At 64.4% G+C, this 26,430-nt stretch carries 24 protein-coding genes; 12 read left to right on the plus strand and 12 right to left on the minus strand.

Annotated elements, in window-relative coordinates:
* Position 1 precedes the first annotated feature (1 nt).
* Together ACMZPQ_RS10385 and ACMZPQ_RS10390 are read right to left on the minus strand one after the other, a co-directional pair.
* Complete coding sequence (locus ACMZPQ_RS10385; RefSeq protein ID WP_158229108.1) at positions 2 to 1,057, minus strand: hypothetical protein; 1,056 nt, start codon at positions 1,055 to 1,057, stop codon at positions 2 to 4.
* A complete protein-coding gene (locus ACMZPQ_RS10390; RefSeq protein ID WP_130768356.1) occupies positions 1,047 to 3,437 on the minus strand; it encodes a hypothetical protein in 2,391 nt (796 codons plus the stop codon). Before ACMZPQ_RS10390 ends, ACMZPQ_RS10385 begins: the two co-directional genes overlap by 11 nt.
* Positions 3,438 to 4,453: 1,016 nt before the next feature.
* On the opposite strand from ACMZPQ_RS10390, the gene ACMZPQ_RS10395 reads away from it, so the two are divergent.
* From ACMZPQ_RS10395 to ACMZPQ_RS10405, 3 genes are all read left to right on the plus strand, one after another.
* Complete coding sequence (locus ACMZPQ_RS10395; protein WP_312645553.1) at positions 4,454 to 5,524, plus strand: serine hydrolase domain-containing protein; 1,071 nt, start codon at positions 4,454 to 4,456, stop codon at positions 5,522 to 5,524.
* Positions 5,525 to 5,779: 255 nt separating this feature from the next.
* Positions 5,780 to 6,052: a hypothetical protein gene (locus ACMZPQ_RS10400; protein ID WP_010487149.1), complete on the plus strand. Its 273-nt coding sequence runs from the start codon at positions 5,780 to 5,782 to the stop codon at positions 6,050 to 6,052.
* 162 nt (positions 6,053 to 6,214) lie between these two features.
* Complete coding sequence (locus ACMZPQ_RS10405) at positions 6,215 to 6,901, plus strand: L,D-transpeptidase (RefSeq protein WP_197580515.1); 687 nt, start codon at positions 6,215 to 6,217, stop codon at positions 6,899 to 6,901.
* Positions 6,902 to 7,210: 309 nt separating this feature from the next.
* On the opposite strand, the gene ACMZPQ_RS10410 is transcribed toward ACMZPQ_RS10405, so the two are convergent.
* Entirely contained in the window at positions 7,211 to 7,657 is a 447-nt protein-coding gene (locus ACMZPQ_RS10410; protein ID WP_197580514.1) for a hypothetical protein, read from the minus strand.
* 678 nt (positions 7,658 to 8,335) lie between these two features.
* Here ACMZPQ_RS10410 and ACMZPQ_RS10415 point away from each other — a divergent pair.
* A complete protein-coding gene (locus ACMZPQ_RS10415; protein WP_197580513.1) occupies positions 8,336 to 8,710 on the plus strand; it encodes a hypothetical protein in 375 nt (124 codons plus the stop codon).
* 60 nt (positions 8,711 to 8,770) lie between these two features.
* Here ACMZPQ_RS10415 and ACMZPQ_RS10420 read toward each other — a convergent pair whose 3' ends face one another.
* A complete protein-coding gene (locus ACMZPQ_RS10420; RefSeq protein WP_197580512.1) occupies positions 8,771 to 9,445 on the minus strand; it encodes an Ivy family c-type lysozyme inhibitor in 675 nt (224 codons plus the stop codon).
* A gap of 124 nt (positions 9,446 to 9,569) precedes the next feature.
* The gene (locus tag ACMZPQ_RS10425) at positions 9,570 to 15,125 is read right to left on the minus strand and encodes a putative Ig domain-containing protein (RefSeq protein ID WP_312645548.1); all 5,556 of its coding nucleotides are present in this window, start codon (positions 15,123 to 15,125) and stop codon (positions 9,570 to 9,572) included.
* 311 nt (positions 15,126 to 15,436) lie between these two features.
* Between ACMZPQ_RS10425 and ACMZPQ_RS10430 the strand changes: the two genes are divergently transcribed.
* From ACMZPQ_RS10430 to ACMZPQ_RS10445, 4 genes are read left to right on the plus strand one after another with little or no spacing between them, the layout of a single operon-like run.
* A complete protein-coding gene (locus tag ACMZPQ_RS10430) occupies positions 15,437 to 15,940 on the plus strand; it encodes a tail fiber protein (RefSeq protein WP_197580510.1) in 504 nt (167 codons plus the stop codon).
* Between the two features lie 14 nt (positions 15,941 to 15,954).
* Positions 15,955 to 16,485 (plus strand): tail fiber protein, encoded by a 531-nt coding sequence (locus ACMZPQ_RS10435; RefSeq protein ID WP_197580509.1) that lies wholly within the window; start codon positions 15,955 to 15,957, stop codon positions 16,483 to 16,485.
* Positions 16,486 to 16,515: 30 nt separating this feature from the next.
* Positions 16,516 to 17,049, plus strand: coding sequence for a tail fiber protein (locus tag ACMZPQ_RS10440; protein WP_197580508.1), 534 nt, complete (start codon positions 16,516 to 16,518; stop codon positions 17,047 to 17,049).
* 14 nt (positions 17,050 to 17,063) lie between these two features.
* On the plus strand, positions 17,064 to 17,603 hold the full coding sequence (locus ACMZPQ_RS10445) for a GNAT family N-acetyltransferase (RefSeq protein ID WP_312645543.1): 540 nt from the start codon (positions 17,064 to 17,066) through the stop codon (positions 17,601 to 17,603).
* On the opposite strand, the gene ACMZPQ_RS10450 is transcribed toward ACMZPQ_RS10445, so the two are convergent.
* Entirely contained in the window at positions 17,596 to 17,889 is a 294-nt protein-coding gene (locus tag ACMZPQ_RS10450; protein WP_197580506.1) for a DUF6916 family protein, read from the minus strand. The two genes, ACMZPQ_RS10445 and ACMZPQ_RS10450, sit on opposite strands and share 8 nt — an antisense overlap.
* 134 nt (positions 17,890 to 18,023) lie before the next feature.
* Between ACMZPQ_RS10450 and ACMZPQ_RS10455 the strand changes: the two genes are divergently transcribed.
* Positions 18,024 to 18,485 (plus strand): YybH family protein, encoded by a 462-nt coding sequence (locus tag ACMZPQ_RS10455; protein ID WP_197580505.1) that lies wholly within the window; start codon positions 18,024 to 18,026, stop codon positions 18,483 to 18,485.
* Between the two features lie 149 nt (positions 18,486 to 18,634).
* Here the strand turns inward: ACMZPQ_RS10455 and ACMZPQ_RS10460 are convergent, their stop codons facing one another.
* From ACMZPQ_RS10460 to ACMZPQ_RS10480, 5 genes are all read right to left on the minus strand, one after another.
* Complete coding sequence (locus ACMZPQ_RS10460; protein ID WP_005407597.1) at positions 18,635 to 19,660, minus strand: NAD(P)H-dependent glycerol-3-phosphate dehydrogenase; 1,026 nt, start codon at positions 19,658 to 19,660, stop codon at positions 18,635 to 18,637.
* 20 nt (positions 19,661 to 19,680) lie between these two features.
* Complete coding sequence (gene secB, locus ACMZPQ_RS10465; protein ID WP_004153553.1) at positions 19,681 to 20,199, minus strand: protein-export chaperone SecB; 519 nt, start codon at positions 20,197 to 20,199, stop codon at positions 19,681 to 19,683.
* Positions 20,200 to 20,298: 99 nt separating this feature from the next.
* Positions 20,299 to 20,736 carry a rhodanese-like domain-containing protein gene (locus ACMZPQ_RS10470; protein WP_019661923.1) on the minus strand — a complete coding sequence of 146 codons (438 nt, stop codon included), beginning with the start codon at positions 20,734 to 20,736 and terminating at the stop codon, positions 20,299 to 20,301.
* 57 nt (positions 20,737 to 20,793) lie between these two features.
* The gene (locus ACMZPQ_RS10475; protein ID WP_197580503.1) at positions 20,794 to 21,219 is read right to left on the minus strand and encodes a hypothetical protein; all 426 of its coding nucleotides are present in this window, start codon (positions 21,217 to 21,219) and stop codon (positions 20,794 to 20,796) included.
* A 32-nt stretch (positions 21,220 to 21,251) separates the two neighbouring features.
* Entirely contained in the window at positions 21,252 to 21,719 is a 468-nt protein-coding gene (locus tag ACMZPQ_RS10480) for a YiiD C-terminal domain-containing protein (RefSeq protein ID WP_100441133.1), read from the minus strand.
* Between the two features lie 35 nt (positions 21,720 to 21,754).
* Here ACMZPQ_RS10480 and ACMZPQ_RS10485 point away from each other — a divergent pair, with 35 nt between their 5' ends.
* The 3 genes from ACMZPQ_RS10485 to ACMZPQ_RS10495 all read left to right on the plus strand — a co-directional run bounded on the left by ACMZPQ_RS10485 (position 21,755) and on the right by ACMZPQ_RS10495 (position 24,947).
* Positions 21,755 to 22,564 (plus strand): uroporphyrinogen-III synthase, encoded by an 810-nt coding sequence (locus tag ACMZPQ_RS10485; RefSeq protein ID WP_197580502.1) that lies wholly within the window; start codon positions 21,755 to 21,757, stop codon positions 22,562 to 22,564.
* A gap of 103 nt (positions 22,565 to 22,667) precedes the next feature.
* On the plus strand, positions 22,668 to 23,645 hold the full coding sequence (locus tag ACMZPQ_RS10490; RefSeq protein ID WP_197580501.1) for a uroporphyrinogen-III C-methyltransferase: 978 nt from the start codon (positions 22,668 to 22,670) through the stop codon (positions 23,643 to 23,645).
* Between the two features lie 6 nt (positions 23,646 to 23,651).
* Positions 23,652 to 24,947, plus strand: coding sequence for a heme biosynthesis HemY N-terminal domain-containing protein (locus ACMZPQ_RS10495; RefSeq protein WP_197580500.1), 1,296 nt, complete (start codon positions 23,652 to 23,654; stop codon positions 24,945 to 24,947).
* Between the two features lie 106 nt (positions 24,948 to 25,053).
* On the opposite strand, the gene ACMZPQ_RS10500 is transcribed toward ACMZPQ_RS10495, so the two are convergent.
* Complete coding sequence (locus ACMZPQ_RS10500; RefSeq protein ID WP_087944925.1) at positions 25,054 to 26,349, minus strand: acetyl-CoA C-acetyltransferase; 1,296 nt, start codon at positions 26,347 to 26,349, stop codon at positions 25,054 to 25,056.
* Positions 26,350 to 26,430: the final 81 nt, after the last annotated feature.

Raw genomic sequence — 26,430 nt, forward strand, 5'->3', positions numbered from 1 at the left:
CTCACAGATCGCCTTCGCTAGGCAATGAGCCCTTGATGGTCAAGAAGTCCGCTAGGCGTAGAGAACGCTTGCCATCGGCAAGTCTATTGAACGCGTCTATCTCTCCCCAGAGCAGCCTGTGATTCCTTTCGGTTCCAGACGCTGCTCGCAGATGCCCGAGCTCGATGGTATTGGAACCATTGCGACAACGCTCTTCATTCGCCCGCATCAAGTACCGCAGAGTTGGGCCAAAAATTCCTCCTCCATTGAGAGCAATGAGCTCTAGGTTTTCCTGGAGAAGGCTACCTTTTGAAAGTGGAAATCCCTTGCCGATCGCCTTGATCAGAGAGGCGTAGGATCGCAGGTCGTCATTGTCATTCAGACCGTACGGACGCATATAGAGAACGTCAGATCTATTGAACACCTCTTGGGAATCCTCATAGAGCGTGGACGCTTCATGGGTTCCTATCATGATCGCCACACAACCAATTTCTTCAACAAGCGCCATGATGCCAAGCATGTAGTTGCGTGAACTCTGACTCTTCGGAACCCTGCAGATGTTCGCAGCCTCCTCTATGACGATGTACCTCAATCCGCGAATTCTAGACATGCGCTCAAACGAAAGACGAAGGTCTCTCTCCGCTGTTCTCGCGCGCACTTCACGCCAGAACACTGAAGAGGCTCGCCGCTCTGCGGCCACGTGCGTTTGGTCAGGATCGCCACCGGTTTCCATAGCATTAGTCCAGCTAGTGTCGGGCTCAGTTATTTCCTGATGTAGGCGCAAAGCGAAGTCTTTCGGATTGAACTTGTCGCCCTGATTCAGGATTGCCCTTACGGAGATCAGCGGCAAGTGGCCTGTTGGCCAAAGTTGGGGATTTCCTCCGAGCTCAGGCAACAGCTGCCGACGCAACTCGCTCTTTCCTGACCAGGAGGGCGCTATCAACCAAACAAAGTCTCCTGGCCGAGCTCTCGAAACTGATTTCAGTAGGCTGTGCTGGGTAGTTAGAAAGCGCTGATGTGGTATGAAAGGGAAGCTCATCTCATCAGCTGGAAAATGGGGCAGGATGCTAGCGTCCATGCGAATCCCCTTCCACAATGAGATCGGGGAGCTCATCAAAGTTGACGACCAATCTCGCTTGAACCTTCGATCGACTCGCATTTGGCGGGGCTTGCGTTTCCTTTCCACTTGCTAGCCCCATATCATTGGCTCGCTGCCTGGCGTTGGCCATGCTCGTCCTCTCATAGTTCTTACGCTGCAGCTCCTCCTTCTTGCTCTCAACATCCGGCGTGATGAACTGCTCCCACATTGCCTCGAAGTGACGATCCTGCTCGGAGTAGTGACCAATCTCCGAGACCTTCGAGCACCATGCCTTGTAGCGTCTCTTCGTGGTCTGAATCCAAACGAATGAAATATCCTCAGGATCACGCCGAGCACTGAGGATCTTCTCTTCATGCGCGCGCGACGCGAGATCCGCGTTCGTGTAGCTTCTCCTCCAGTGTCTGATCCCCCTTGTTCTTTCATAAGAGCATGATTTCAATTTCACTGAAGTTTGAAATAGGAAGTCATCGTCTACAACCGTTGGTATTCCAGAGTTTGGAGCAGTCAACTGACTGTTCTCAAATCGCTCTCGCGCACCTGCGAAGCCATCCACGGGCATCTCGGGCATCAGGCTGTACAGAAGGTGGTGAATTTCGGATTCTACGGTCGAGAAATCTAGGCGCGCGGTCGATCTGCTTTTGAATTTTCCATCGACACTTCTACCGGCTTTATCTGGCTTTGTGCTCCCAATCAATTTGTGGCTGACCATGGAATTGATAAGCCCTTGAACCGTCTCACACTGTGAGTTGAAGCGACTCGCGCCTGTCGGCACTGTGAGTATGGAGATGCCATAGGTTCGACAGAGATCACCTAAGGCTGACTTCAGATCAGTGCCTCGATCGATCACGATTGCGTGTGGAAGCTTCGCGTGCTCGCGCACATAGTTCCTCAGCAAAATTAGTGGCCCTTCGCGCCGAGCGGGACCGAAGACAAAGGCATGGGCCATAACCTTAGACGACGCTTCGTCACGGCCGCAGTACAGTACCGGGCAGTGGTCTTGCTGCCCTTCGTCTTCTTGTGTAAAGACTCGGTTGTCAACCTTGGTTGCATCGATGTGCAGGACAGAGTGCACAGCAAGCGCTTGGCCTGATCTAACCCGAGCGTCGGAACGCGGCCTATTTGCTTGATAGTTTCGCTTACCGCCGACAGCAAGATCACGTTGCCCCCTTGAAACGGATCGAACTCTTCTGACGAGCGCCTTCCGGCCAGGCACAGGAACGCCAGCGCACTCGCACTGCAGGGCTAGCTCACGATACAGATCGGCTAGCGTCGCAACCTTACCCTTTAGCCAATGTGAGCCAATGACTCCGCGTACAAGTTCTGATTGCGCGTGAGTGAGACGACTGGATCGGTTCCCGCACTTTGCGTAGTTGGTGATGAGATCATCTAGAGGATTGCGACCCTCTGCGCGCGCTAGTCTCACCCGCTCCTCCAACTTCCTCATCTTGGGTGTCGCTCGCTTTCCTTCACGAGCAAGGCATTCAAGCTTCTTCAGCCTTGCAACTGCCTTTGCCACATCAACTGAACTTGCGAGCGCAACTGGGCCGCTAGCTTCGGCATACAGGTTGTTGATGTTCTTACAGCACTCGGCCGCAATCGCCTCCGCCTGCTCTTGACTTAGGCTTAAGAGAAAGTTGCGCGTATCGGTAATCGGTATGTGCCCTATGGGCCCGTGGACTAGCCTATCCGCCAAGAGTCCTGCTGCGACCCCAGCGTTGAACCAAGGGATCTCTTCCATAAGAAACGCGATGCTTTTTGGCCCCATGTAAAGCTGCTTTTCCACCGCAGCAAAGCCCTCTCGGCGCACCATTGAGAGATCTTCATCCCAGTTTTGGTAGATGAACTGCAAGTTCCTATGGTATCGGCTGATGTTGCTGGGTGAGGCCCAGATCTTGTACTCGATCCCATGGGATGCTGCCCATCGCTCATACACCAGATTGCGATATTTCCCACCGTCCAGCACCCACTCTTCGGGCTTTCTCTCCACAAGAGTGCTGAGCTTGGAGATGGGCTTACATTCCACGATTTCCACGGAGGACCGTCGAACCACAAAGAAGTCTGCATGGGCGGTGCACACATGATTGCCGCGCCTTATGCCACGACAAGTGACCTGGCAAACATATGAGATGACGTCAGGATCAATTTCTAGCTCATATGCAAATGTTTGCTCGACTGTATGGCTTTCCAGCCTGCGAACATCGCGACACTTTCTTGAATAGAAGTCGACGACCACATTGTCCAGTGCATAGGCGCCAACGCTGCGCCCTGGTTCCTGGCCAAAGAGCTCGAGTGCGAAGGACCTATCTTCTACTGATAGATCTAGCGTTCTTAGATGATCCCTCAGCTGATCTGGGGTCATTGCCATCTCCCTCATGGTGGGAGATGGCTGCACGGCCCCCTCCCGCTTTGACGAGCACTTGAAAGAAGCACGGGTCGGGAGTAGATTCAGCTACGCGGAACTAAGCGCTAGCTGCGAACAAGCCCTGGCCTGCCAGCCAGGGTTTGTTGTTTCTTCTCCCCAGAGATCTTTCTTACTTAGCTCATTGCACGGGCTCCTTGATAGGTGCCTGCCGAAGGGACAAACGTCCACGGCGACCTGGAAAGTTCACCGCTTCGATGCCTAAGCGCCCCTGCACTGCAGCTCGTCTACCTGCATCTAGGCTACGGAATCCAAGTAGCTGCCTGGCATCCCCCACGCGAACACAGATCCCAGACTCATCAACGATCCTGTCTGCCAGTTCCTCTTCTGAGGACGCTTCAAGTGCCGCTCTTTGCAGGGAAAGTGCGTTCATTCCTCCAACATACGCAAACCAATGCTCGTTGCAAGCTCGTTGAGTCCCTCTGCATTTCGCAAGCCATAAATGGTTATACCTCCTTTAAAATCAATCCATTACAATCCTTGAAGCCTTAGTACGTCGAGCGTTCTCCGGACGAGTCGAATGCTAGATTGGAGCCCATTGCGCGAGTGGAACTAACAGTGGCTTTTCATTTGTGGGTCCATGCCACATTGATTAGCGACTTCTTGCATTGCGCGTTGCGTCCATCCGAGATCCGTGCTGCCTCACTAGGTTCAGCCACGTCTTCACAACCTTGCATCGGAATCCAGGTAGGTGGCAGACGCCAGCAGACTGCACGGTCTGGAGAGCGGATATTCATTCGCGTACCCATAGTTGGTTCAGCTATGAAAGAAGTCTCCAACTATGCAATCATTTCCTTCGATATCAATTAGCTACGCTACGAGCGCCCCGACTATGGGGCCAAAGTGCTAATAGTCGGTGAATGTAGAGCCTCGGCTGCACCCAACTATGAGGCCAAAACGCGCTCTAACTATGGGCACGTGGCTACGTGCGTGGCATTCCAACCCAGGGTTGCAAGATGAAGAGACTGCCGTGCCTGCTTCTGCTGCTCACGATGGTGTTGTTTGCCCAAGGCGCGAATGCGGCCCCTTCTGCAGTGGGGGTCAATGCGGCCACGCTGGATGACTTCCTTGAACAAGTCGAGAAACGCAATGCGGGCGTCGGCAGCGTGTCCGTCTTCAGGCGCGGGCAGCAGGTCTACAACAGAAGCTTCGGGCAGAAGCACCTGCCGCCCACCGTGTACGACGCCGACACCCGCTACCCGATCGCCTCGGTGACCAAGATGGTCACCGCCATCCTGGCGTTCAAGCTGATTGAAGAAGAACGGTTGAGCCTGGACGATCACCTGTCGGACGTCTTCCCCGACATGCCGTCGGCGCAGCAGATCACCGTCGGCCATCTGCTGGCGCATTCCAGTGGCCTGGGCAACTTCGCGATAAGGGATGGCGAGGTCTGGGTGGTGGACGAGGTGAGCCAGGCGCAGATTCTGGACGAGATAAGAAGGCAGGGCACTGCGTTCGAGCCGGGTACGCGCGTGGCCTATTCCAACTCTGCCTACCTGCTGCTGCGGATGATCCTGGAACAGCGCTACGGCGCGGACTACCAGCACATCGTCCAGCAGCAGATCGCAGAACCACTGGGGTTGCAGCGCTTCGCCGCAGCACCGTCGCACACCGCCAACACCTTCAAGTCCTATGCATACGCAGGGCAGTGGAACGAGATCAAGGACATCGCGTATACCAACGTGATCGGTGTGGGCGACATCGCCAGCACCACGCACGACCTGAACGTGCTGATCAACGCGCTGTTCCACTACCGGCTGCTGCGCAGGGAAACCGTCGAGCAGATGATGCCGGTCGCCGGCGCGGGCTGGGGAAAAGGACTGGCCGAGTTTCCGTTCGGCGAGCAGCGCTTCCTGGGCCACGGTGGCGATGTCCTGGGCGCTCATTCGCGGGTCATCTACAACCCGGTGGATGATGTGTCGATCGCGTACTCCACCAATGGCGAACGCATTCCGACGTCTGATTTCCTGCAGACCCTCGTCGGCATTGTCTACGGTCATGGCTTCACGCTGCCGGATTTGAAGTAGCAGCGTTTCCGCCTTGCATGAACGCGCCAACGCCTTACAGGTGACATCGGCTTCATACTGATGAATTGGCACTTCTGAACAGGCGCAAGGCGATCCGCCGACGTGCATCAGCTCGCCTGGTCCCGCTTGTTAATCCTGGGTCAGAGGCAGGCTTCACGGCGCTTCCACGTATTCAAATTGCAGCTGAAAGCGCTTGTCAGCGCCGGGAACAAACGCCGCTATATTCCAGCTTCCCCAGACGAAGGAGGGAGTGCAATGAACCTGAACCCGCAACACATGAAGACGGCCCGCGCACTTGCTGTCGCGCTCATCGCCACCGTGAGCCTTGGCGCCTGTGCGTCTTACAAGAACGAGTTTGCAACCATCAACTCGCGTCTCGATCAGCTCGACGTCAAGGTGCAGGGTGCTGCGCAGAGCGCGGAGTCCGCCAACCAGTCCGCACAGCAGGCCAATCAGCGCCTGGACCAGATCGAAGGCCGCGTCCAGCAGCTTGAAAGGGCACCCGCCGGCCGCAAGCCGCGCGGCTGATCGCTCCCTCACCGTTTGAATTGATCCATCTCTGCATCGGGAACCAGTGGCCTTCGCCGGCCACTGGCATCCTTCCACCCAAGATTGCATTGCAAGGAAAGGAGCCGTCCCATTCGTACCTTCCCCTCCCCTGCACGCCGCGCCCTGCATGCCGCACTGTTCATGGCACTGGCCGTTGCGTGCAGCGGCGTAGCCAACGCCAGGGACAAGGACGCACCTGCACCACCGGTAGCCGCCGTTGATGAACTTCCACCTGACCAGAGCGTGTCCGAAACGGTGATCGAACTGGCCGGTTGGGTCGTCGCCAGCAAGGACAACCAAGGCTATCCGTTCGCCGTCATGGACAAGGCCGCGGCGCAGGTTCTGATCTTCAGCGGCGACGGCAAGCTGCGCGGCGCGGCACCGGCGCTGTTCGGTTCGGCCATCGGCGACCACTCCGCACCCGGCGTTGCCAAGCTCGCGCTCAGCGCGATTCCCGGCCACGACCGCACCACGCCTGCCGGCCGCTTCATTGGTGGCTATGGCCCCTCCGACGATGCCGGGCGTGTGCTGTGGGTGGACTACGATTCCGCCGTTTCGCTGCATCCGCTGCCGCCGGGCAGCCCGAAAGAGAAACGCGCCGAGCGCCTGGCCTCGCCGACGCCGGACGACAACCGCGTCACCCATGGCTGCATCAACGTCTCGCCCGCGTTCTACGAGCAGATCGTGCAGGCCACGTTCGAGAAGGGCGGCGTGTTCTACATCCTGCCGGACAAGGATTCGATCGCGAAGACGTTCCCGGAGTTCGCGCAGAGCCGGGGCGATGTAAAGGACGAGGACGAGAAGGGCACGCGACACGCTGCGAAGTAAGAGTGGGCGTACACTCCGCGTCGGTGGGACTGCGTTTCGCGGTCCTGCTCAACGTTGGTGCCAGGTGTCCATGCCCGTTTTCGAGTTCAAAGCCCGTTGGAAGGAAGAGCTTGTGTGTACCGGTCCAGGCGGCGCATTCGTTCTCGAGCTGCCGATGGGGAGGCTGACCGCCTACTTGCCCTCCGAAGACGCATTCCGAAGCAACGCCCCTGCGTGGGCGGCCGATCTCTGGCCTCAACTCAGAGATGAGCTTGAACTATGGTGCGTGAACCATCAGGCGGCATTGGTCGTGGATCCCACGGCCCGGGTCTACTGACTTGATGCGGTCGCTCGGGCAGTCCGGAACATCACTGCCGTCTCCTTGGCATAGGCCGTGGCGCGGGGCATGCGTATTTTTCTCAGATAGTTTCTTAGATCTGCATCCTCGCCACGATGCAACCAGTACTCGATCAGATGACCAATGGGCATGTGCAGGTTTGCAGGCTCATTGACAATATTGTCTGGTCCTCCTTCCGCTTCCATGTATGCAGTGAGCTTCTGCGCAATGTATCTGAAGGTCTGAACGCGTTCCGCTTCAATCAGGCGCAGTAGCGCTTCAGGCGTCACCTCGGCGTACTCCATCCATTCTTCATGCAAGCGGACAATAACAGCCCTAATGGGTGCATCTTGGTTGAAAGAATGTCCGATCAGATGCGATTCCAGTTCAGACAGGTAGTCGCGATAGGCAGCAGAGACCAACAGATCCCTCAGATTCATGGTGCGCAGTCATGGAAAGGAAGAGCCGTTTGTAGCAAGCAGACTCTGACTCCTTGAAGTGCGAATTGCGACACCATTGCGGTGGCAAGCGTACTCCATTGCGGTGCTCCAGCAGGCACAACACCGTCTGCGCCTACTCCCAAAGCAGGCAGGCCTTCTGCTGAAGCGCAATGTTGTGAGCGATCGGGGTCGTTCGATAGTTCACCATGGCGATCTTGCTGCCTCCAACCCGCCTTGTCGTCATCGGCCCGGTGACGTGGCAGAGCGCGGCACCCTCAACTTCGACCCATGTCGCATATTCCCCATCCCGCTGCGCCCCTTGCGGCGCCTCGCTCTGCGGCAACTTAACAGCATGCAAGAATGCCGAAAGCGTCTTCGATCGAATGCTGTTTGCAACTCTTCTCATTGGCGTTGCGCAGCGACGGCGATACAGATGGCGTGCCACCGGAAAAGGGTGGCCGGGCCTCGAAAACCCGTCAGATCACGAACGTTGTTTTGCGCTTGCCGGCCGGCGTCACCTTGTGTGGCGCCGGTCGGTTCGCCTGCCGGCCATGGCGGGCGGAGCGTGGAGGCCTTGCGCCTGCCGGTCTTGTTCGTGATCTTCCCGGTTTTCGAGCCACGTCTCCGCCCGCCACCTTTGTGTGGCGGCTACCGTCTGTCCTGCACGGAGCCTCTGCCATGAGCACACCCGAATCCTCCCGCCTGCGCGCGCAGTACGAACCCGCCAACACCGACGCGCCTTCGGACGCACCACACGCACGCGATCCCCTCGGTTTCATCGCCACGCTGGACCGCATCGGCAAGGGTGCCGCTGCCGATGGCCAGCCCTGGCCCGAGCGGCAGCTGATGCCCGCACGCCGCATGGCCCTGGGCGATGCGGACTGTGCCGTAGCAGGCCAGCGCGTGACGTTGGAACTGTTGTTGGCTGCCGAACGCGTCCGGCAGAACGGCGACGAGACCGAATATGTGGGCGACCGCGTGCTGGAAGGCCTGGCCATGGCCTCGTTGGCATTGAACGCGCAGATCGGCACGCGGATGCGTCCGGACGAGTAATACGGGCATTATCGCCTGCGCTGGCGCCGGGCATGCCCCGGCGCCAGCGCAGGCCCCGCATTACTCGCAGGCATCGCCCTCGTCCTTGAACAGCGCTTCGTCCAGCGGGCGCTCGCGTTCAATCAGCGCGCGTTGTTCGGCATCCGGCTCACCCAGCCACCACACCCTGCAGCGCGCGGTGAGGCGGCCGACCATCTTCGCCTGCGTTGGCGAGTACAGCATCGCCAGCGCGGTGCCGGGGCAGTCATGCGCCTGGCAGGCGGTGTAGAACCACCAGGGCTCGCCCTGCAGCACCAGCAGCTCGCCCGGCCCGCTGGGCCCGCTCAACAGTCGTTCGCGCAGCGACGGGATGTCCTTGTCGGTGGACTCGGCGGCCTGCGTACCCTTCATCAATGCATCGAACGCGGCCAGCACCTTCGGGTCCTTGCGGCCACAGTCGTCCACCGTGTTGCCGCCCACCAGGGTGAAGAAATGGGTCGCCAACGGGTTGTCCTTGCAGCTGAGTTCGCCGCCGGCGCCGGCGTCTTCCGGCTCGCCTTCGTTGTCCCACACCGACGGGTCCACACCGTCTTCGATGGACGGTTCGTTGTCGACCACGGCGGCGGGGGCAACCGGTGCTTCAGCGGGTACGGCGGGTGCAACCGCAGGCGTCGTTTCGTTGCGCTGTTCCGGCGCCTGCCCGCAGGCCGCCAGCAGCGCGACCAGCGACGACATCGCCATCGTTCGAATCTTCATTCCGTGTCCTGCAGCTTCCATTCGAGACCCGGCGCAGATGCATGTTGCGCACCTGCCGGAGACACGATTGTACGGATACAGGCCGCGTGCGGCGGCGACCCGCAGGCCGCCGCCGCTGCATCGATCACGGCGGCAGCGTCTTCTGCACGCTGATCTGGATGCCCTGGTTGTCGCGGCTGCTGCTGTCGAACTGGCTCTGGTACTCGGCACGCAGCGTCCAGCCCTTCAGCGTCTGCAGGCCGATACCAGCGCCCAACAGCGTGTGGTTGCGCGACTGGCGGTCGAGCGTGGCGCGGTAGACCGGCCCGGACATCAGATCCACATAGCGCATGAAGGCCTGGCTGGAACCCTGCATGTCGTGGCCGAACTCGGCGCGCAGCTGCGGCGTCCACATGCCGTAGTCGCGCTTCACCAGCCACTGCGCCAGCACACCGGCCGTAGCGGTGCTGGTGTTGACGGTCTGCCGCTGGTAGTCGAGTGCGTACACGTCGTCGCCATGCTCGCGATAGCCGTCCAGCGTGGCACGCGCCAGATCCAGGCGGCCATACGGCGTAAGCAGCACCGCATCGCTGCGATGCTGGTAGCCGGTGGAGAACGAAGCGAACCACTGCTTGCCGTCACGGCTGCCGTAGGCGGTGTTGCCGTTGTCGGTGATGAAGCGGCGCGCATCGAACGTCAGCCACTGGTAGCCGAGCAGGCCATCCACATAGAACCCGCCTTCGGGATGGAAGCTGCCGTAGCCGGCGATGCTGTAGCCATCCACCGTGCTGCGGCTGCCGTTGCGGCCGATGTCCGACGCATCGTGGCCGTAGCCCAGGCCGGCACCCAGGGTCAGCGACGGGCTGAGCTGGCGGTCGGCGCCCACGCTCACGCCGGAGGTGGTGAAGTCGATGCCATTGCTGCCGGCACCCGGCTTGAGCGTGCCGAAGTTCACCGCGCCACCGGTCCAGAAGGCGAAGCCATCAGACGATGCCGCAGCGGGCGCCACGCTCGACTGCAACGCGGGTTCGTCGATCAACGACAACGCTTCACCGCTGGCGCCGATGCCCTTGCGCAGCAGATCATCCGGCTGCCCGCGGCGCTGGCTGCTGGCCGAACTGAAGGTGATGCCGTTGCTGAAACCGGCACTGCCGCCACCGGCGCGCAGGCTTTCCAGGCGGCGCTGGAAGTTGGTGATCTGGCCCACCGCCATGCGCCGCGCACCTTCCACCTGCGCATCGAGCACGCCCAGCACTTCGGCATCACGCGAGGGATCGCTGCGCGGCTTGACCATCACATCGATCGTGCCCGGCGCCGAGGTCGCATACGCGTTGCTCAGGGTGTAGGTGATGCGCACCGCGCCGCCGAACGTCGCCGCTGCAGTGAAGGCCAGCGTGTAGCCCGTGCCGCTTGCGGAGATGCTGGCGGTACCCGCTTCGGCCGGCGACACCGAGACCAGGTTGGCGGCAGTGAACGGGCCGCCGCGCGCGGTCGAGGTGAGATCGACGTTGACCACGCGTCCGGCAACTGCCGAGGCGGTCAGTGCCGGTGCCACCGGTCGCGGATTGACCGTCACGCTGACCCGCGCCGGTGCCGAGACACCGAACGGGTTGCTGAGCGTGTAGTCGAAATCCACGGCGCCGGAGGCGTCCGCTGCAGCGGTGTAGACGATGCTGGCGCCCTGCACCACCGCCGTGCCCGACGACGGTGCGCGACTGATCGCAACCGCGGTGAACGGGCCGTTGATCGCCCCGGCCTCGGCCTGCACGGTGACCGACTGGCCGGCCAGCACGGTGGCGCTCTGCGCGGCAGCCACCGGCACCGCCAGCGGGGTCACTGTGATGCTGACCGTCGCCGCCGTCGAGGTGCCGCCAGGACCGGTGGCGGTATAGGTGAAGCTGTCACTGCCGAAGAAGTTGCTGGCCGGCGTGTACGCCACGGCAAGCCCGGTGACGGTGGCGGTACCGTGCGCAGGCACCTGTGCGATCGCGATGCTGGTGATCGGGCCGGTGTCGTTGGCGGTGACGTCGATGCTGGCCGGTGCATTGGCCGGTGTGGTGGCCGTGTCGTTCACCACCACCGGTACCGGCTGGTTGATGCCTACGGTGAACGCCTGGCTGCCGGTGAAGCCGAAGGTATCGGTCGCGGTGACGGTGAAGCCGTAGCTGCCCGCGGCGGTCGGTGTGCCGCTGAGTACGCCGGCACTGCTCAACGCGATGCCCGGCGGCAGCGTGCCCGCGGTCACGCTGTAGGTGAAGCTGCCGCTTCCACCGCCGGCGCTCAGCGTCTGGTTGTACGCAGCCGCCACCTGGCCACCCGGCAACGTGGTCTGGATGAACACGATCGCCGGCGCGTTCACTGCCATCGTATAGGCCTGGCTGCCGGTGAAGCTGAAGCCATCCGTCGCCAGCACGGTGAAGGCATAGCTGCCGGCCGTGGTGGGCGTACCGCTGATCACGCCGCTACTGCTCAGCGCGATGCCCGCGGGCAGCGTACCCGTGCTAAGGCTGAAGGTGTAGGCGCCATTGCCGCCGCTGGCAGTCAATGTCTGGGTGTAGGCGATGCTGCCGGTTGCAGCAGGCAGGGTGGCCGGCGTGATCGCGATCGTCGGCGCGTTGACGGTGAAGGTGTAGGGCTGGCTGCCGGTGAAGCCGAGGCTGTCGGTAGCCGTGATGGTAAAGGCAGAGCTGCCTGCGCCGGTCGGGGTGCCGGACAGGACGCCTGCACCGCTCAGGCTGATCCCCGGCGGCAGCGCGCCCGCGGACACGCTGAAGCTGTAGCTGCCGACACCGCCGCTGGCACTGACCGACTGCAGGTACGCCCCGCCACCGGTCGCCGCTGGCAGCGTCGACGGCGTCAGCGAGATGGTCGGCGCGTTGACGGTCAGCGAATACGACTGGCTTGCGCTGAACGGTGCGCCGGTACCCGTACTGCTGTCGGTCGCCCGCACGGTGAAGGTGAAGTTGCCGGCCTGGGTCGGCGTGCCGGACAGCACGCCGCCGCTGGACAGCGCCATGCCCACTGGCAGCGCACCACTCTGCAGCACGTAGGTGTAGCCGGGCGTACCGCCGCTTGCGGAGAAGCTGTGGCTGTACGCGGTGCCGGCACTGGCATTGGCCAGGCTCGCCGCAGGCAGCACCACGACAGCGCCACCGACGGTACCCGAGTAAGCCTGGCTGCCACTGAACCCGCCGTTGTCGGTCGCCCTGACGGTGAAGTTGTAGGAGCCCGCCTGGGTGGGCGTGCCACTGATCACCCCGCTCACCGTGTTCAAGGACACGCCTGCAGGCACTGCGCCTGCGACGATGGCGTAGCTGTAGGCCGGCTGCCCGCCGCTGGCCACCAGGGTCTGGTTGAAGGCAGTGCCCACTGACATCGCAGGCAGGCTCGCAGGTGTCAGCGTGATGGTCGGCGCCGCCACGGCCAGTGTGTAGCTGCCGGTGACGGAGAACGGGGCACCGGTACCACTGGAGCTATCGGTAGCGGTCACGCTGAAGTTGAAGGGGCCGGCCGCGGTCGGCGTGCCCGACAGGCTGCCGCTTGGCGCCAGGCTGACGCCGGGCGGCAATGCGCCCGAAGTGATCGCGTAACTGTAGGGCGCCGTGCCGTTGGCGGCGGTAAAGCCGATGCTGCCCAGCGCGGTGCCGGCCGTCGCATTGAGCGTGGCACCCGAGGCCGGTGACAGCGTCAACGTTGGCGCAGTCACGGTGAGGGAATAGGCCCGACTGCCGGTGTACGGGCCGGTGCCGGTACTGCTGTCGGTGGCGGTCAACGTGACGTTGTAGGTGCCACTGCCCGTAGCCGTGCCGGTGATCACGCCGGCACTCGACAGGCTCAGGCCGGGAGGCAGCGAACCGGCGGTCACTGCATAGCTGTAGCTGCCGGTACCGCCGGATGCAGTCACGGTCTGCGAGTAGACCGAGGCAACGGCTGCGTTGGGCAGCGTGGGCGGCGCGATCGAGATCGTCGGCGCGTTCACGGTCAGTGTCAGCGGCGTGCTGGTGGTACTGAAGGGACCGGAGCCACCGCTGCTGTCGGTAGCAGTAACCGTGAAGTTGAAGGTGCCGCCTGCGGTGGGCGTACCTGCCAGGCTGCCGTTGCTGGCCAGGGTGACACCGGCCGGCAGGCTGCCCGAGGCGATCGAATAGGCATAGGGCGCGGTGCCGCCCGTTGCGCTGGCCAACGAGCCACTGTACGCGGTACCGACCGTTGCGGCCGCCGGATTAGCCGGTGCATAGAGGAGCGTGGGGGCAGCGATGTTCAGCGTCAGCGTGCCGCTGGTGGCGCTGAACGGCCCGGCGCCGGTGCTGCTGTCGGTCGCCCGCACGGTGAAGTTGAAGGTGCCGTTGGCGGTCGGCGTGCCGGTCAGGGCGCCGTTGCTGGCCAGTGTCAGGCCGGCCGGCAAGCTGCCCGAGGCGAGCGCGTAGCTGTACGGCGTGGTGCCGCCACTGGCACCGGCCAGCGACTGGCTGTACGCCACGCCGACGGTGCCTGCGGGAGGGCTGGTAGGGGTGTAGGTAACGGTGGGCGGCGAGACGGTGATGGTCACGGTTGCCGGTGCCGATGTGCCGCCGGCATTCGTGGCGGTATAGGTGAAGCTGTCCGCCCCTGCGAAGCCGGGCGTGGGGGTGTAGGTGATCGATGTTCCCGATGCGGTCGCGGTACCGTGCGTGGCCTGCGTGCCGACCGCAACCGAGGCGGGAACGCCGCCGGTGATGTTCAGGGTGATGGGATTGTTGGTGCTGCCATAGGCAACTGTCGCGCTGACCGGATTGGCGACCGGCGGCACCACGTTCTGGACGTTGATCGACAGGCTGGTTGCCGAGAAGAACGGCGACGGCGTGCTGCTGTCGGTGACGCGCACGCTGAAGTTCTTGTTGCCGAGCACGGTCGGCGTACCACTGATCGTGCCATTGCTGGCCAGCGTCAGGCCGGTCGGCAGCGTCGTGCCGCCATCCAGCGCATAGGTATACGGCCCGTTGCCACCACTGGCGGCGAGGCTGAAGGAGTACGGCGTATTGATGACCGCGGCAGGCGGAACGTTGGTCACGCTGATGGTCGGTGCCGCGATGGAAATCGAATAGCTGGCGATGCCGGTGAGCGGCACGCCGGCACTGTCGGTGGCGGTGACCGAGAACGAGTACGCGCCCTGCGTGGTGGGCGTACCGGACAGGACGCCACCGGTACTCAACGTCACCCCGGCTGGTAGTGCGCCGGACGTGACGGCGTAGCTGTAAGGCGCGGTTCCGCCGGTGGCCACGAACGTGGTGGAGGGATACGGCGTGCCCACCGTTCCGCCGGGAACGGTGGCCGGTGAAATCGAGATCGGCGACGTGGCCGCCTGGATGTACAGGTTGACGATGACGTTGTTGCTGCCGGAGCCATCATCGAAGGCAAAGCTGTCGGTGGTGCTGCCATTGCCGCTGTGGGTGTAGCTGATTTTCGAGCCCGCGTGGTTGGTGACGGTGGCAGTACCGTTGCTGGCCTGCGTGGTCACGTTGCCGATGCCGAAGCCGGCCTGGCAGGAGGTGACATCGATGATGATCGACGTTCCTGCCGGCATGGGCGAGGCAGCGCTCGCGTTGGGGGGAATGAACGGTGTGCACGCTGCGCTGGCGATGCCAGGCAATGCCAGCATGACCAACCATAGCAACAGCACGCCCAGCGGACCGGGAATGCTGCGGCCGAGTCCAAGGCGCATCGCGCCGCGATGCATCGACTCTGCGTACCCCATGTTGTGCCCCCTGCAACCCGGCATCATGCCGGGCAATACGACGGTGATAGCCGCCGTGGCCCGTGAACGAGCAGCCCCGGTACCGGACTTTCCCCACCGGCAATTACCTGCCCATGCCTGGCGGTCCTGCCACCCTGAATCCTTCAGCCCCTTGGGGGCAGCAAGCGGCATATTCTGAAACAAATGCAGCACCACTTGTCAAGGCACCAGTTAATGCGCCAGAGTTAACCGGCCGGCCAGGGGCTGGGTGCCGGCGCCAAAAACCCAAGGGGATCCGTATGTCGCAGGCTTTTCTCGGGCAGATAATGCCCGTGGCATTCAGTTTTGCGCCCAAATACTTCGCCCTGTGCAATGGGCAGACACTCCCCATCGCACAGAACCAAGCGCTTTTCTCGTTGCTCACCACGATCTACGGCGGTGACGGCACGACCACGTTCCAGTTGCCCGACCTGCGCAGCCGGACCCCGATCGGTTCCAACAACGGCACCGACATGGGCCAGAAAGGGGGGGCGGAAACGGTGACCCTGCAGGTCAACCAGATTCCGCCGCATACGCATTCCTTCGCTGGCACGACCGCCACTGCAACCTCGCGCATTCCCACCGGCAACGTACTGCTCGGCGCAACCGGCACGCAGAACGTCTATGGCGCTTCGGGAGGCAGGCAGGTCGCGCTCAATGTGCTGGACAACGCCGGACAATCGCAGGCGCACGCGAACATGCAGCCCTACCTGGCGCTGAATTTCTGCATCGCGCTCAGCGGCATCTTCCCTTCGCGCAACTGACCGGAGCTCCTGCCATGTCGCAACCCTATGTTGGCGAAGTCCGCATGTTTCCCTACAACTTCGCTCCGCTGGGCTGGCTGGACTGCGATGGCAGCCTGCAGTCCATCGACGAGTACGACGTGTTGTACAACCTGATCGGCACCACCTACGGCGGCGATGGCGTCAACACGTTCGCATTGCCTGACTTGAGCGGCCGCATCCCGGTGCAGCAGGGCACAGGTACCGGGCTGGGCACTTACGTGCTTGGGCAGAAGGCCGGTACCGAGAAGGTCACCTTGGCCGCCGGACAGCTGCCCGCGCACAGCCACGCGTTCAACGCGGTGGACTCGGCCGCCAGTGCCGCAACGCCCGCCAACACGCTGCAGCTGGGTTCGGTCAGTGGTGACACGATCTACACCACCAGCACCACCGGCATCGCAAGCGGCACCCTGGCGCCGGCGGCAGTGGGTTCTGCCGGTGGCAACCAGCCGCATGACAACACGATGCCGACCCTGACCGTGCGCTACTGCATCTCCGTCTTCGGCATCTATCCCTCGCAGGGCTGACGATCATCGATCGTCCACAAGGAACCCATCATGAGCGATCCCTTTATTGGCGAGATCCAGATGTTCGGCTTCAACTTCGCGCCGGCGCGCTGGGCAATGTGCCAGGGACAGTTGGTGCCGCTCCAACAGAACGTCGCCCTGTTCTCGCTGCTCGGCACCACCTTTGGTGGAAATGGCACATCCAACTTCCAGCTGCCCAACTTCATCGGCAACACCCCGGGGGGCCAGGGCAGCGGCCCGGGGCTGTCACCGCGCGTGATGGGTGAAACCTACGGAAGCCCGAGCGTCACGCTGCTTCCCAACCAGATTCCTGCGCACAGCCATGCCGCCCGAATCTACAACCAGCCAGAGCCCACCCTGCGTACCGGCATCCCTGCCCAGGGCGATGCCCTGATCACACCGGAGTCGGCGACCATCCTGGCTGTCAACGCCACGGCCAACAGCCCCTATCCGCCGGTCACCGTCGGCACGGCCGGTAATGGAGACGCGCATGAGAACCGACAGCCCTATCTCACGCTGAACTTCTGCATCTGCCTGCAAGGCATTTTTCCTTCGCGGCCGTAGCAATGTTCGCGCAGTTGAGCTTTCCGCCTGCGCAGGCGACGTGGCTGCCGGCGGCGGAACAGCCGCTGCCGGCAGGTGTGTGCTGGCGTGAAGCCCGGCAGGATGACCTGCCGTTCTTCCGCCAGCTGTTTGCCGAAACACGCGCCGCGGACTTCGCGGCACTGCCGTGGCCGGATGTGCAGTTCCAGGCGTTCCTGGACAGCCAGTTCGCCCTGCAGCACCTGCACTACACCACGCACTACGCGCCCGCGCATTTCCTGCTGATCGAGCAGGCCGGCCTGCCCGCTGGCCGCCTGTACCTGCACGACGACGGGCACGAGATGACAATCATCGATATCGTGCTGGCCGATGCGGTACGCGGCCTTGGGATCGGTTCAAGCCTGCTGCGCGTGGTACAGGCCACCGCACGTCGCGATGGCCTGGCGGGCATCGTGCTGCACGTTGAAAAGCGCAATGCAGCGGCACAACGGCTTTACCAGCGCCTGCATTTCACTGTTGAAGCCGACACCGGCAGTCACCTGCGGATGCGCTGGGCGGCGGCGGCGGTCAGTTGAACAGCGCCTGGTAGATGAAGCCGGTCCGATCACGCGCGATCGGCACCAGGAAAATGCCGAACTCGCCGAGCCCGTGGTGGCGCATGGTGTAGGTGCGCTGCGGGAACAGCACTGCCGATTCATTGCGGAACAGCAACGAGAACGGCGCGCGCACCTGGCCCGTGATGCGCGGATCAGCCAGCGGCGCGGCCTCCACCAGCACGAAGGGCACGCCGGTGTTCTCGATGTCGGCGTTGAATGTTTCGTTGAGATGACCTGCGAACTGGTCCAGCTGGAAAAAGTGCATGTGTCCCCTCCCCCGGTTGCTGTCGAGCATGCCGAAGCGGACGCGCGCTTTCAACGGGGTCGGCGTCGATGCCTGCCGCGTGCCGATGGGAGATACTCGCCTTCCGCGCACCAGCGCGCCAAAGGACTGAGCCCATGCGTATCTGCCTGCTGCTTTTCGCACTGTCCGGCCCGCTGCTGGCAACCGCGAGCCCACCCCCGGTACCGGCCGCCACCCGCCTGCCCGATACCGACCTGCCCGCACCACTGGATCGCGTGCTGCGCGACTACGAGCAGGCGTGGCGCAGCGGGGATGCCAAGGCACTGGCCGCGCTCTTCGCCGAGGATGGCTTTGTACTGCAGAGCAACCAGCCAGCGGTGCGCGGGCGCAGTGCGATCCAGGCCGCGTATGCCGGCCAGGGCAGCAGCCCGTTGCGGTTGCGTGCGCTGGCCTACGCCGTTGAGGAAAACACGGGCTACATCATCGGTGCGTACCGCTACGGCAACAACGTGGGCGATACCGGCAAGTTCACGCTCACACTGAAACGCGCGGGCGATGGGCCGTGGATGATTTTCTCGGACATGGACAACGGCAACGCGCCGCCACGGGCGCGGTGATCGGGCGTTGCGGCACATCCACGCCATGCGTGGATATGCAGCGCGCGTGATGCCAAGCAAGCTTGGCACCCACCAGGGCCTGTCTCCGCCCGGCACCCGCAGGGTACTCCCTGATGCAAAAACCCCGGCGCGTGGCCGGGGTTTTCGATTCACTTGAACAGCGTGTCCGGATATTCCGGTTTCTGTTCCCGCGCCAGCAGCGCGCGCAGGCCTTCTTCCGGGGTCTGCTCACCGTGCAGCACGGCACGCACGCGGTCGGAGATCGGCAGGTCGATGCCATGGCGGCGTGCCTGTCGCATCACTTCGTCGGCGGTCTGCACCGACTCGACCACCTGGCCGATTTCGCGCACGGCATCCTGCAGCGTCTGGCCACGGCCCAGGGCCAGGCCCAGGCGGCGGTTGCGCGACAGGTCGCCGGTGCAGGTCAGCACCAGATCGCCGAGGCCAGCCAGGCCCATCAGCGTTTCCGGCTTGGCGCCGATCGCAGCGGCCAGGCGCAGCATCTCGTTGAGGCCCCGGGTGATCAGGCCGGCACGGGCGTTGAGGCCCAGCTGCATGCCATCGGCCACGCCGGTAGCCACGGCCAGCACGTTCTTCATCGCACCGCCCAGCTCGGCACCGACCATGTCGTCGCCGGTGTAGGCGCGGAACGCCGGGCCGTGCATGGCCTCGGCCACCGTCTGCGCGAACTCGGGCACGTCGCCGTGCACGGTGATCGCGGTCGGCAGGCCCTGGGTCACTTCCTTGGCGAACGACGGCCCGGTGACGACGGCCAGCGGCACGTCCTCACCCAGCACTTCGCGCGCCACTTCATGCAGGAAGCGGCCCGAACCGGGTTCGAAGCCCTTGGTGGCCCAGGCCACGCCGGCACCGGCCGGACGCAGCGGCGCCAGCGCACGCACGGTTTCACCGAATGCGTGCGACGGGGTCACCACCAGGATCCAGGCCGCGCCTTCCACCGCCGACGCGAGGTCGGTAGTGGCACGCAGGCTGTCCGGCAGCGGAATGCCCGGCAGGTAACGCGGGTTCTCGTGGCGCTGGTCGATGGCTTCGACCACGGCCGCGTCGCGCCCCCACAGCACGGTCGGGTGACCGTGCCGTGCGAGCAGGCTGGCCAGCGCGGTTCCCCAGGAACCGGCGCCGAGCACGGCGATCTTGTCAGCGGTAGTGCTCATCCGTGACGTCGCAGCAGGGATCAGGCGTTGCCGGCCGGCTCGGAGTCAGCCAGCGACGGTGCGTCGCCCTGCTCCTGGCGCTGGCGCAGGGTTTCCGCGTACAGGCCTTCGAAGTTGATCGGCTGCAGGAAGAACGGCGGGAAGCCGCCGGCCTGGATCAGGTCGCTGACCAGCTGGCGCACGTACGGGAACAGGATGTTCGGGCACTGGGTGCCGAGCAGCACGTCGATCGACTGCGGGTCCAGGCCAACCAGGCCGAACACGCCGGCCTGCTTCACTTCGGCCACGTAGGCGGTGCGCTCACCGGCCTGGCAGGTCAGGGTCACGGCCAGCACGACTTCGAAGGCGTTCTCACCCAGGCGCTGCACCTGCTGGTTCAGATTCAGCTGCAGCTCCGGCTGCACCTGGTCATTGAAGATGGTCGGTGCGTTCGGCGACTCGAAGGAGACGTCCTTGACGTAGATCTTCTCGACGGTGAAAGCGGGGCCGGTAGCGGCATCGACCGGCGCAGCGGCGCCGTTGGTGATCTCTTCGGACATTTCCAGTAACTCCAATGAATGCAATGAAAACGAGGGTCGAACTACTGCGATGGGGGCGGTATCAGGCCCATACAAGGCCAGATCCGCCACCTGCGACGATCAGTTGCGGCCCTTGACCAGCGGCAGCTCGGCCTGCTGCCAGGCAGGAATGCCGCCGTCGAGCACGTAGACCTTCTCGAAGCCGGCCTTCTTCAGCGCCTTGGCGGCGGTTTCGGAGGCATTGCCGCTGCGGCACACCAGCACCACCGGCGACTGCCTGGCGTTGGCCACCAGCTTGTTGTCCGGACCAAAGGCACTCGCCTGGGCGTTGCGGCTGCCGGCAATGTGGCCCTTCTCGAAGTCGCCGCTGGCCGACAGGTCGACCACCACCGTGCCACCCGCGTTGATCAGCTGGGTCAGTTCGGCGGGCTTGATGCCCTTGAAGCCCCGGAACAGGCGGCGGATCTCGGTGACGATGATGGCCACGGTCAGGCCGACCAGGGCCGCGGACAGCATCGGGTTTCGGCCTGCGAAGGCCAGCAACTCTTCGTAATTCACTCAGGTCACGGGTCGATTAAGCGGGCGCCGATTGTCGCACAAGCCGGACGCGGCCCGTCACTGCCCCTTCCACAGGTCCGGCAGGCCTGCGGTCTGCCACCAGCGCTTGGCCTCCGGGTCCCAGCGCCAGCGTTCGACCACCACCACGGTGCGCTCGGCCTGGGTGTTCTGGTTGATCACCCCGATTTCGACCCGGCGTTCGACCTGGCCGCCATCCAGCGCGGCGCTGCTGCGCTCGCGGTAGGACGACACGCGCAGCTGCGCGTAGCGGTTGAGCTCGAATTCGGTGGGCGGCTTTTCCTTGCGCTGCTTCGGGTCGAGATAGCCGATGGCATCGTCCATGCTGCCCCAACGGATGGTGGCGCCATACGCTATCTGGGTCTCTTCCAGCAGCTTGCGCTGCTTGCGGCTGAGGTCGTCAGCCGAGGCCACGGCGCTGGCCAGCAGCAGGGAGCAGATCAGGAACTGGATGAGGCGGCGCATCGGTGGTTTCCCCAGAACGTCAGCCTGCCATCCTACCCTTTGGCGAAGGCAACGAAGCGACCACTGAACTCGGCAGCGGGCTTGCCATCGGCACCGGGCTGGGTGGCGATGATGCTGATGCGGGCCTTGCGGCGCTGGCGGAAGGTATTCAGGAAGGCATCCCAGCCGCTGGCCTCGGCCGCTTCGGCATGGGCGTGCAGGTCTTCGTAGACCGGGGCCAGGTAGCGCAGGTTGCTGTCGGCCACGTAGACCTCGGCATCGTGGCCGGCCAGGCGCAGGCGCAGGCTGACCAGCGCCCAGCCGGACAGGGTCAGCACCGAGGCCAGGCTGCCGCCAAAGGCGTTGCCCTTGTCGTTGACGTTGGCCGCCAGCGGCGCGGTGATGCGCAGCACGCCGTCGGCATAGCCATCGAGGCGGATCTGCATGGCGCGCACCGCGGGCATGCAGTCCAGCACGTCCTGCAGGGCGGCCAGCGAGGAAGTCAGGGCATCAACGGACATCGGAGCAGCGACCACGACAACGAAGGGCCCGCATAATGCAGGCAATGGCCGACCATACGATACCCACTGGCGCCGCCGGTTCCGAAGCGGGCTGGACCTTCATTTCGCTGCGTCCGCAGGGCCAGCATGCGGCCTTGCGCCGCGCCGTTGCTGGGCTGGGCGGGCATCTGCTGGCGCTGTCGCCCTGGCGCCTGCAGCGCCTGCACGGCACGCCGGTGGTGCGCCAGCTGCAACGCGCGCTGAACTGCGATCGGGTGGTGTTCACCAGCCCCGCAGCGGTGGCGGCGGCGGCCTCCCTGCTGCCACTGGTGGCGGCCCAGCGCAGCCCGTGGCTGACCGTGGGCGAAGGCACCGCGCGTGCATTGCAGGCGCAGGGTGTCGTCGAGGTGCATGCGCCGCAACGGATGGACAGCGAAGGCCTGCTGGCGCTGCCGATACTGGCCGAGGTGCAGGGCCTGCGCATCGGGCTGGTCACCGCGCCCGGGGGCCGTGGCCTGATTGCCACGCAGCTGGAGGCGGCGGGTGCCACGATTGAACGTGCCGACGTCTACCGGCGCCGCCTGCTGCGCCTGCCGCCGCGCGCACTGGCACGGCTGCCGCATTCAGCGCATCCGTGGCTGCTGGCGGTGAGCAGTGGCGAGGCGCTGCAGCATTTCTGGCAGCAGTTGGCTCCGCCCCTGCAGCGGCGCCTGCAGGCACATGCCATCGCCGTGGTGGCCAGTGATCGGCTCGGCGAACAGGCACGCAGCCTGGGCCTGCAGCGCGTGGTACGTGCCGCCGGGCCGACCAGCGCACAACTGGTGGCCGCTGCACACGCCACGCTCACCGTCCCGGCAGCGACCTGAACAGGGACGGGCATCACGCTTGCCGCTGTCGTCGGCAGCAGTGATGCTGTGCATAACGCGGCCTGCCGGTACCGACTGGTGACACGGCCGACAAGGAAGCCTGATGAACGAGACCCCGCCCGTTTCCCCACCCCGCCGACCCGTGCGTTGGCTGCTGCCGCTTGCTGGCGTGGTCGTGCTGGGTGCGGGCGGCTATGCCGGCTGGTACCTCTGGCACCAGCAGCAGGATGAACAGCACGCGCAGGCGCAGACGACGGCCGTGCAGCTGCAGGGACTGCAGGCCACGCTGGACGCACTGCGCCGTGACCAGCGCGCGACCAGCCAGCGCCTGCAGGACGCGGCCACCACCAACCGGGTGCTGCGCGACGAGATGCTCGGCCTCTCGCAGCGCAGTGCGCTGCTGGAAGAGAACCTGGCCAAGCTGGCCGACAGTGCCAACCAGGGCCGGCAGGCGGTGCAGCGCGACGAGGCCGAATTGCTGCTGACCCAGGCCGCGCAGCGCCTGAACTACGCCGACGATGTGGACGGCGCGCGCCGCTTGTATGCGCAGGCCGCCACTGCGCTGGCCGACCTGCCCGACAGCGACGGCCTGAACCTGCGCCAGGCGCTGGTGCAGGAGCGCGATGCACTGGATGCGCTGGGCGCGGGCCCGCGCGCGCAGTCGCTGCAGCGCCTGGATGCATTGGCCAAGGCCTTGCAGGGGCTGCCTTCGCAGGTGACCGGCAGCGCCGTGGCCGGCACCGCCAAACCCTGGTGGCAGGCCACGCTGGCACCGTTCGTGGATATCACCCCGAGCCGCCAGAACGGCCCGCTGACCGCTGCCGAACGCCGCAACGCCGACGATGCATTGCAGCTGGAACTGACCCTGGCGCGCGCCGCGATCGAGCGTGGCGACCGCACGGGCCGCGATACCGCATTGGAACGCGTGGAGCATTGGGCACAGCGGCGCTGGCCGGATTCACCAGCCCTGCGCGCGCAACGTGCTGAACTGAAGGCCTTGCGCGAGCTTCCGCTGCAGGCCAGCAACAGCGTTCTTGGCAGCACCCTGCAGCAACTGCGCACCCAGACCGACCGGAGGTAATCCCGCATGAAACCCCTGCAATCCCTGGTCGTACTGTTGCTGGCCGTGGCCATCGGCGTGGTCGCCGCGCAATGGCTTGGCACCGATGACCTCAACCGCTACGGCGAAGTGACCCTGCGCTATGGCGGCTACGACTACCACAGCAATCTGCCGAAGGTGGCACTGCTGACGGTGATCACGGTGTTGGTGCTGTGGCTGCTGTGGAGCCTGATTGCCGCACCGTTCCGTGCCTGGGGCCGCTATCGCCGCAAGCAGGGCCGGGTGCGCCTGATCGACGGCCTGCAGGCCTACGAGCACGGTCAGTGGCAGCGTGCCGAGAAGCTGCTGGACGGTGCCGCCAAGGACCCGGAAGTGAGTGGCGTGGCGCTGGCCAACGCGGTGCGCAGTGCGCAGGCGCGCGCCGATGGCCCCGCCGGTGAAGCGCTACTGCAGCGCCTGGGCGAAAGCGATGCCACGCTGCAGGCGCTGCTGCGCGCCGAACAACTGCTGGCCCGCGATCTGCCGGTGGATGCGATCAACGTGCTGGACGCGGCGGCCATCCAGCCGCTGCCACCACGCGGCCTGTGGCTGCGCACCGAAGCGCTGGCACAGGCCGGGCGCGCCCACGAGGCCTACGGCCAGCTGGGCGCACTGCGCCAGAGCAAGGTGCTGCCGGCCGACGCCAACAGTGAACTGGAAGCGCGCCTGGCCGCACAGGCGCTGCTGGAAGCGGCCGACGTCAATGCGTTGGCCGCGCAGTGGGAGGCCACCCCGAAGGCGCTGCGGCCGACCCCGGATGTGGTCGGCGCGTATGCCAGCCGCGCCGTGGTGCTGAACTGGGATGAGCCGGCACTGCTGGCGCTGGAACAGGCGCTGGACCATCGCTGGGACGACGAACTGGTGGCGCTGTATGGCCGCCTGCCGGCCGAGCGCCTGGCCACCCGCCAGGCCAACCTGGCCCGTTGGCGCAACGTACATGACGGCTCGGCCGCGCTGCGCCTCGCACAGGGCCGCGTGGCGCTGGCCCAGCAGCAGTGGGATGCCGCCGATACGTTCCTGCACGAGGCCATCGCTGCTGGCGCCGGGGCACCGGCGTGGGAAGCGCTCGGTGAACTGTTCGCGCAGCGTGGCGAACACGCGCTGGCTGCGCAGTGCCTGGCCAATGCCCTGCGCCTGCAGCGCGGCGAGAACAGCCTGGAACTGGTGCGCGGCATCGAAGCGCCGCCGCGGGCGACGGTGGAAGAGCAGCCGATCGTGGCGCAGCCACCGGTCTATGACGCCAACGAAGAACGAGACGAATTCGGCAACCCGCGCTTGCCCTGATCGCCGATGACGCGTGCCGACCAACGGTCGGCACCCACCGAAGCAAAAAAACGCCGCCCATCGGGCGGCTTTTTTTTAGGTAGATCCACGCCATGCGTGGATGCGATCAGCGTTCGACGATCGCCACCACGCCCATGCCGCCAGCGGTGCAGATCGAGACCAGCGCGCGGCCACCGCCGCGTTCGGCCAGCTGCTTGGCGGCGGTGGCGATCACGCGTGCGCCGGTGGCGGCGAACGGGTGGCCGGTGGCCAGCGATGAACCCAGCAGGTTGATCTTGTCCGGGTCGATGCGGCCCAGCGGTGCATCCAGGCCCAGGCGGTTGCGGCAGTAATCCTCGCTCTCCCACGCACGCAGCGTACACAGCACCTGGGCGGCGAAGGCTTCGTGGATCTCGTAGATGTCGAAGTCCTGCAGGGTCAGGCCATTGCGCTTGAGCATTTCCGGCACGGCGATGGTCGGCGCCATCAGCAGGCCCTCGCCATGCACGAAGTCCACCGCCGCCACGTGCGCATCGCGCAGGTAGGCCTGCGGCTCGTGGCCGTGCGCGCGCGCCCACTCTTCGCTGGCCAGCAGCACCGCAGCGGCACCGTCGGTCAGCGGGGTGGAATTGGCCGCAGTCAGGGTGCCACGGCCGGACACCTTGTCGAACGCCGGCTTCAGCGTGGCCAGCTTTTCCAGCGAGGTATCCGGGCGCAGGATGTTGTCACGCTCGACGCCACGGAACGGTGCGATCAGGTCGTTGAAGAAGCCACGCTCATAGGCGGCAGCCAGCTTCTTGTGCGAGGACACCGCCCATTCGTCCTGCGAGTCGCGCGAGATGTTCCATTCCTTGGCCATGTCCTCGCAGTGGTCGCCCATGCTCTTGCCGGTACGCGGCTCGGCCACGCCCGGGAATTCAGGCTTCAGTTCGGACAACTTGAAGCCGGAGGTGAGCGCGCGGATCTTGTCGCCGGTGCTCTTGGCGCGGTTGGCAGCCAGCAGGCGTGCGCGCAGCTTCTTGCCGTAGACGATCGGCACGTCGGAGGTGGTGTCCGAACCACCGCCGATGCCCGATTCGATCTGGCCCAGCGCGATCTTGTTGGCGACGGTGATGATGCTGTCCAGCGAGGTGCCGCAGGCGCGCTGCAGGGTGATGCCCGGCGTCAGCGGCGACAGGCCGGAGGACAGCGTGGCTTCGCGGCCCAGGTTCCAGTCGCTGGAGTGCTTGATCACCGCACCCATCGCCACTTCACCCAGCTGCTGGCCGTGCAGGCCGAAACGTTCGACCAGCGCACCCAGCGTACGGACCGACATGCCGAGGTTGCCGACATCCGAATACGCGGTGTTCTGGCGGCAGAACGGAATGCGGACGCCACCGAGGATGGCGACGGGACGAGCGTTGGGCATGGAGATACCTGGCATGGATGAGGGTGTCTGCAACATGGCCTGCACGACGGAGCAGGCATAATGGAGCCAAGTGTAGCTGCCGCCCTGTGATGGGCC

Source organism: Stenotrophomonas maltophilia (assembly GCF_047497515.2).
In the GTDB taxonomy this organism is placed as follows: Bacteria; Pseudomonadota; Gammaproteobacteria; order Xanthomonadales; family Xanthomonadaceae; genus Stenotrophomonas.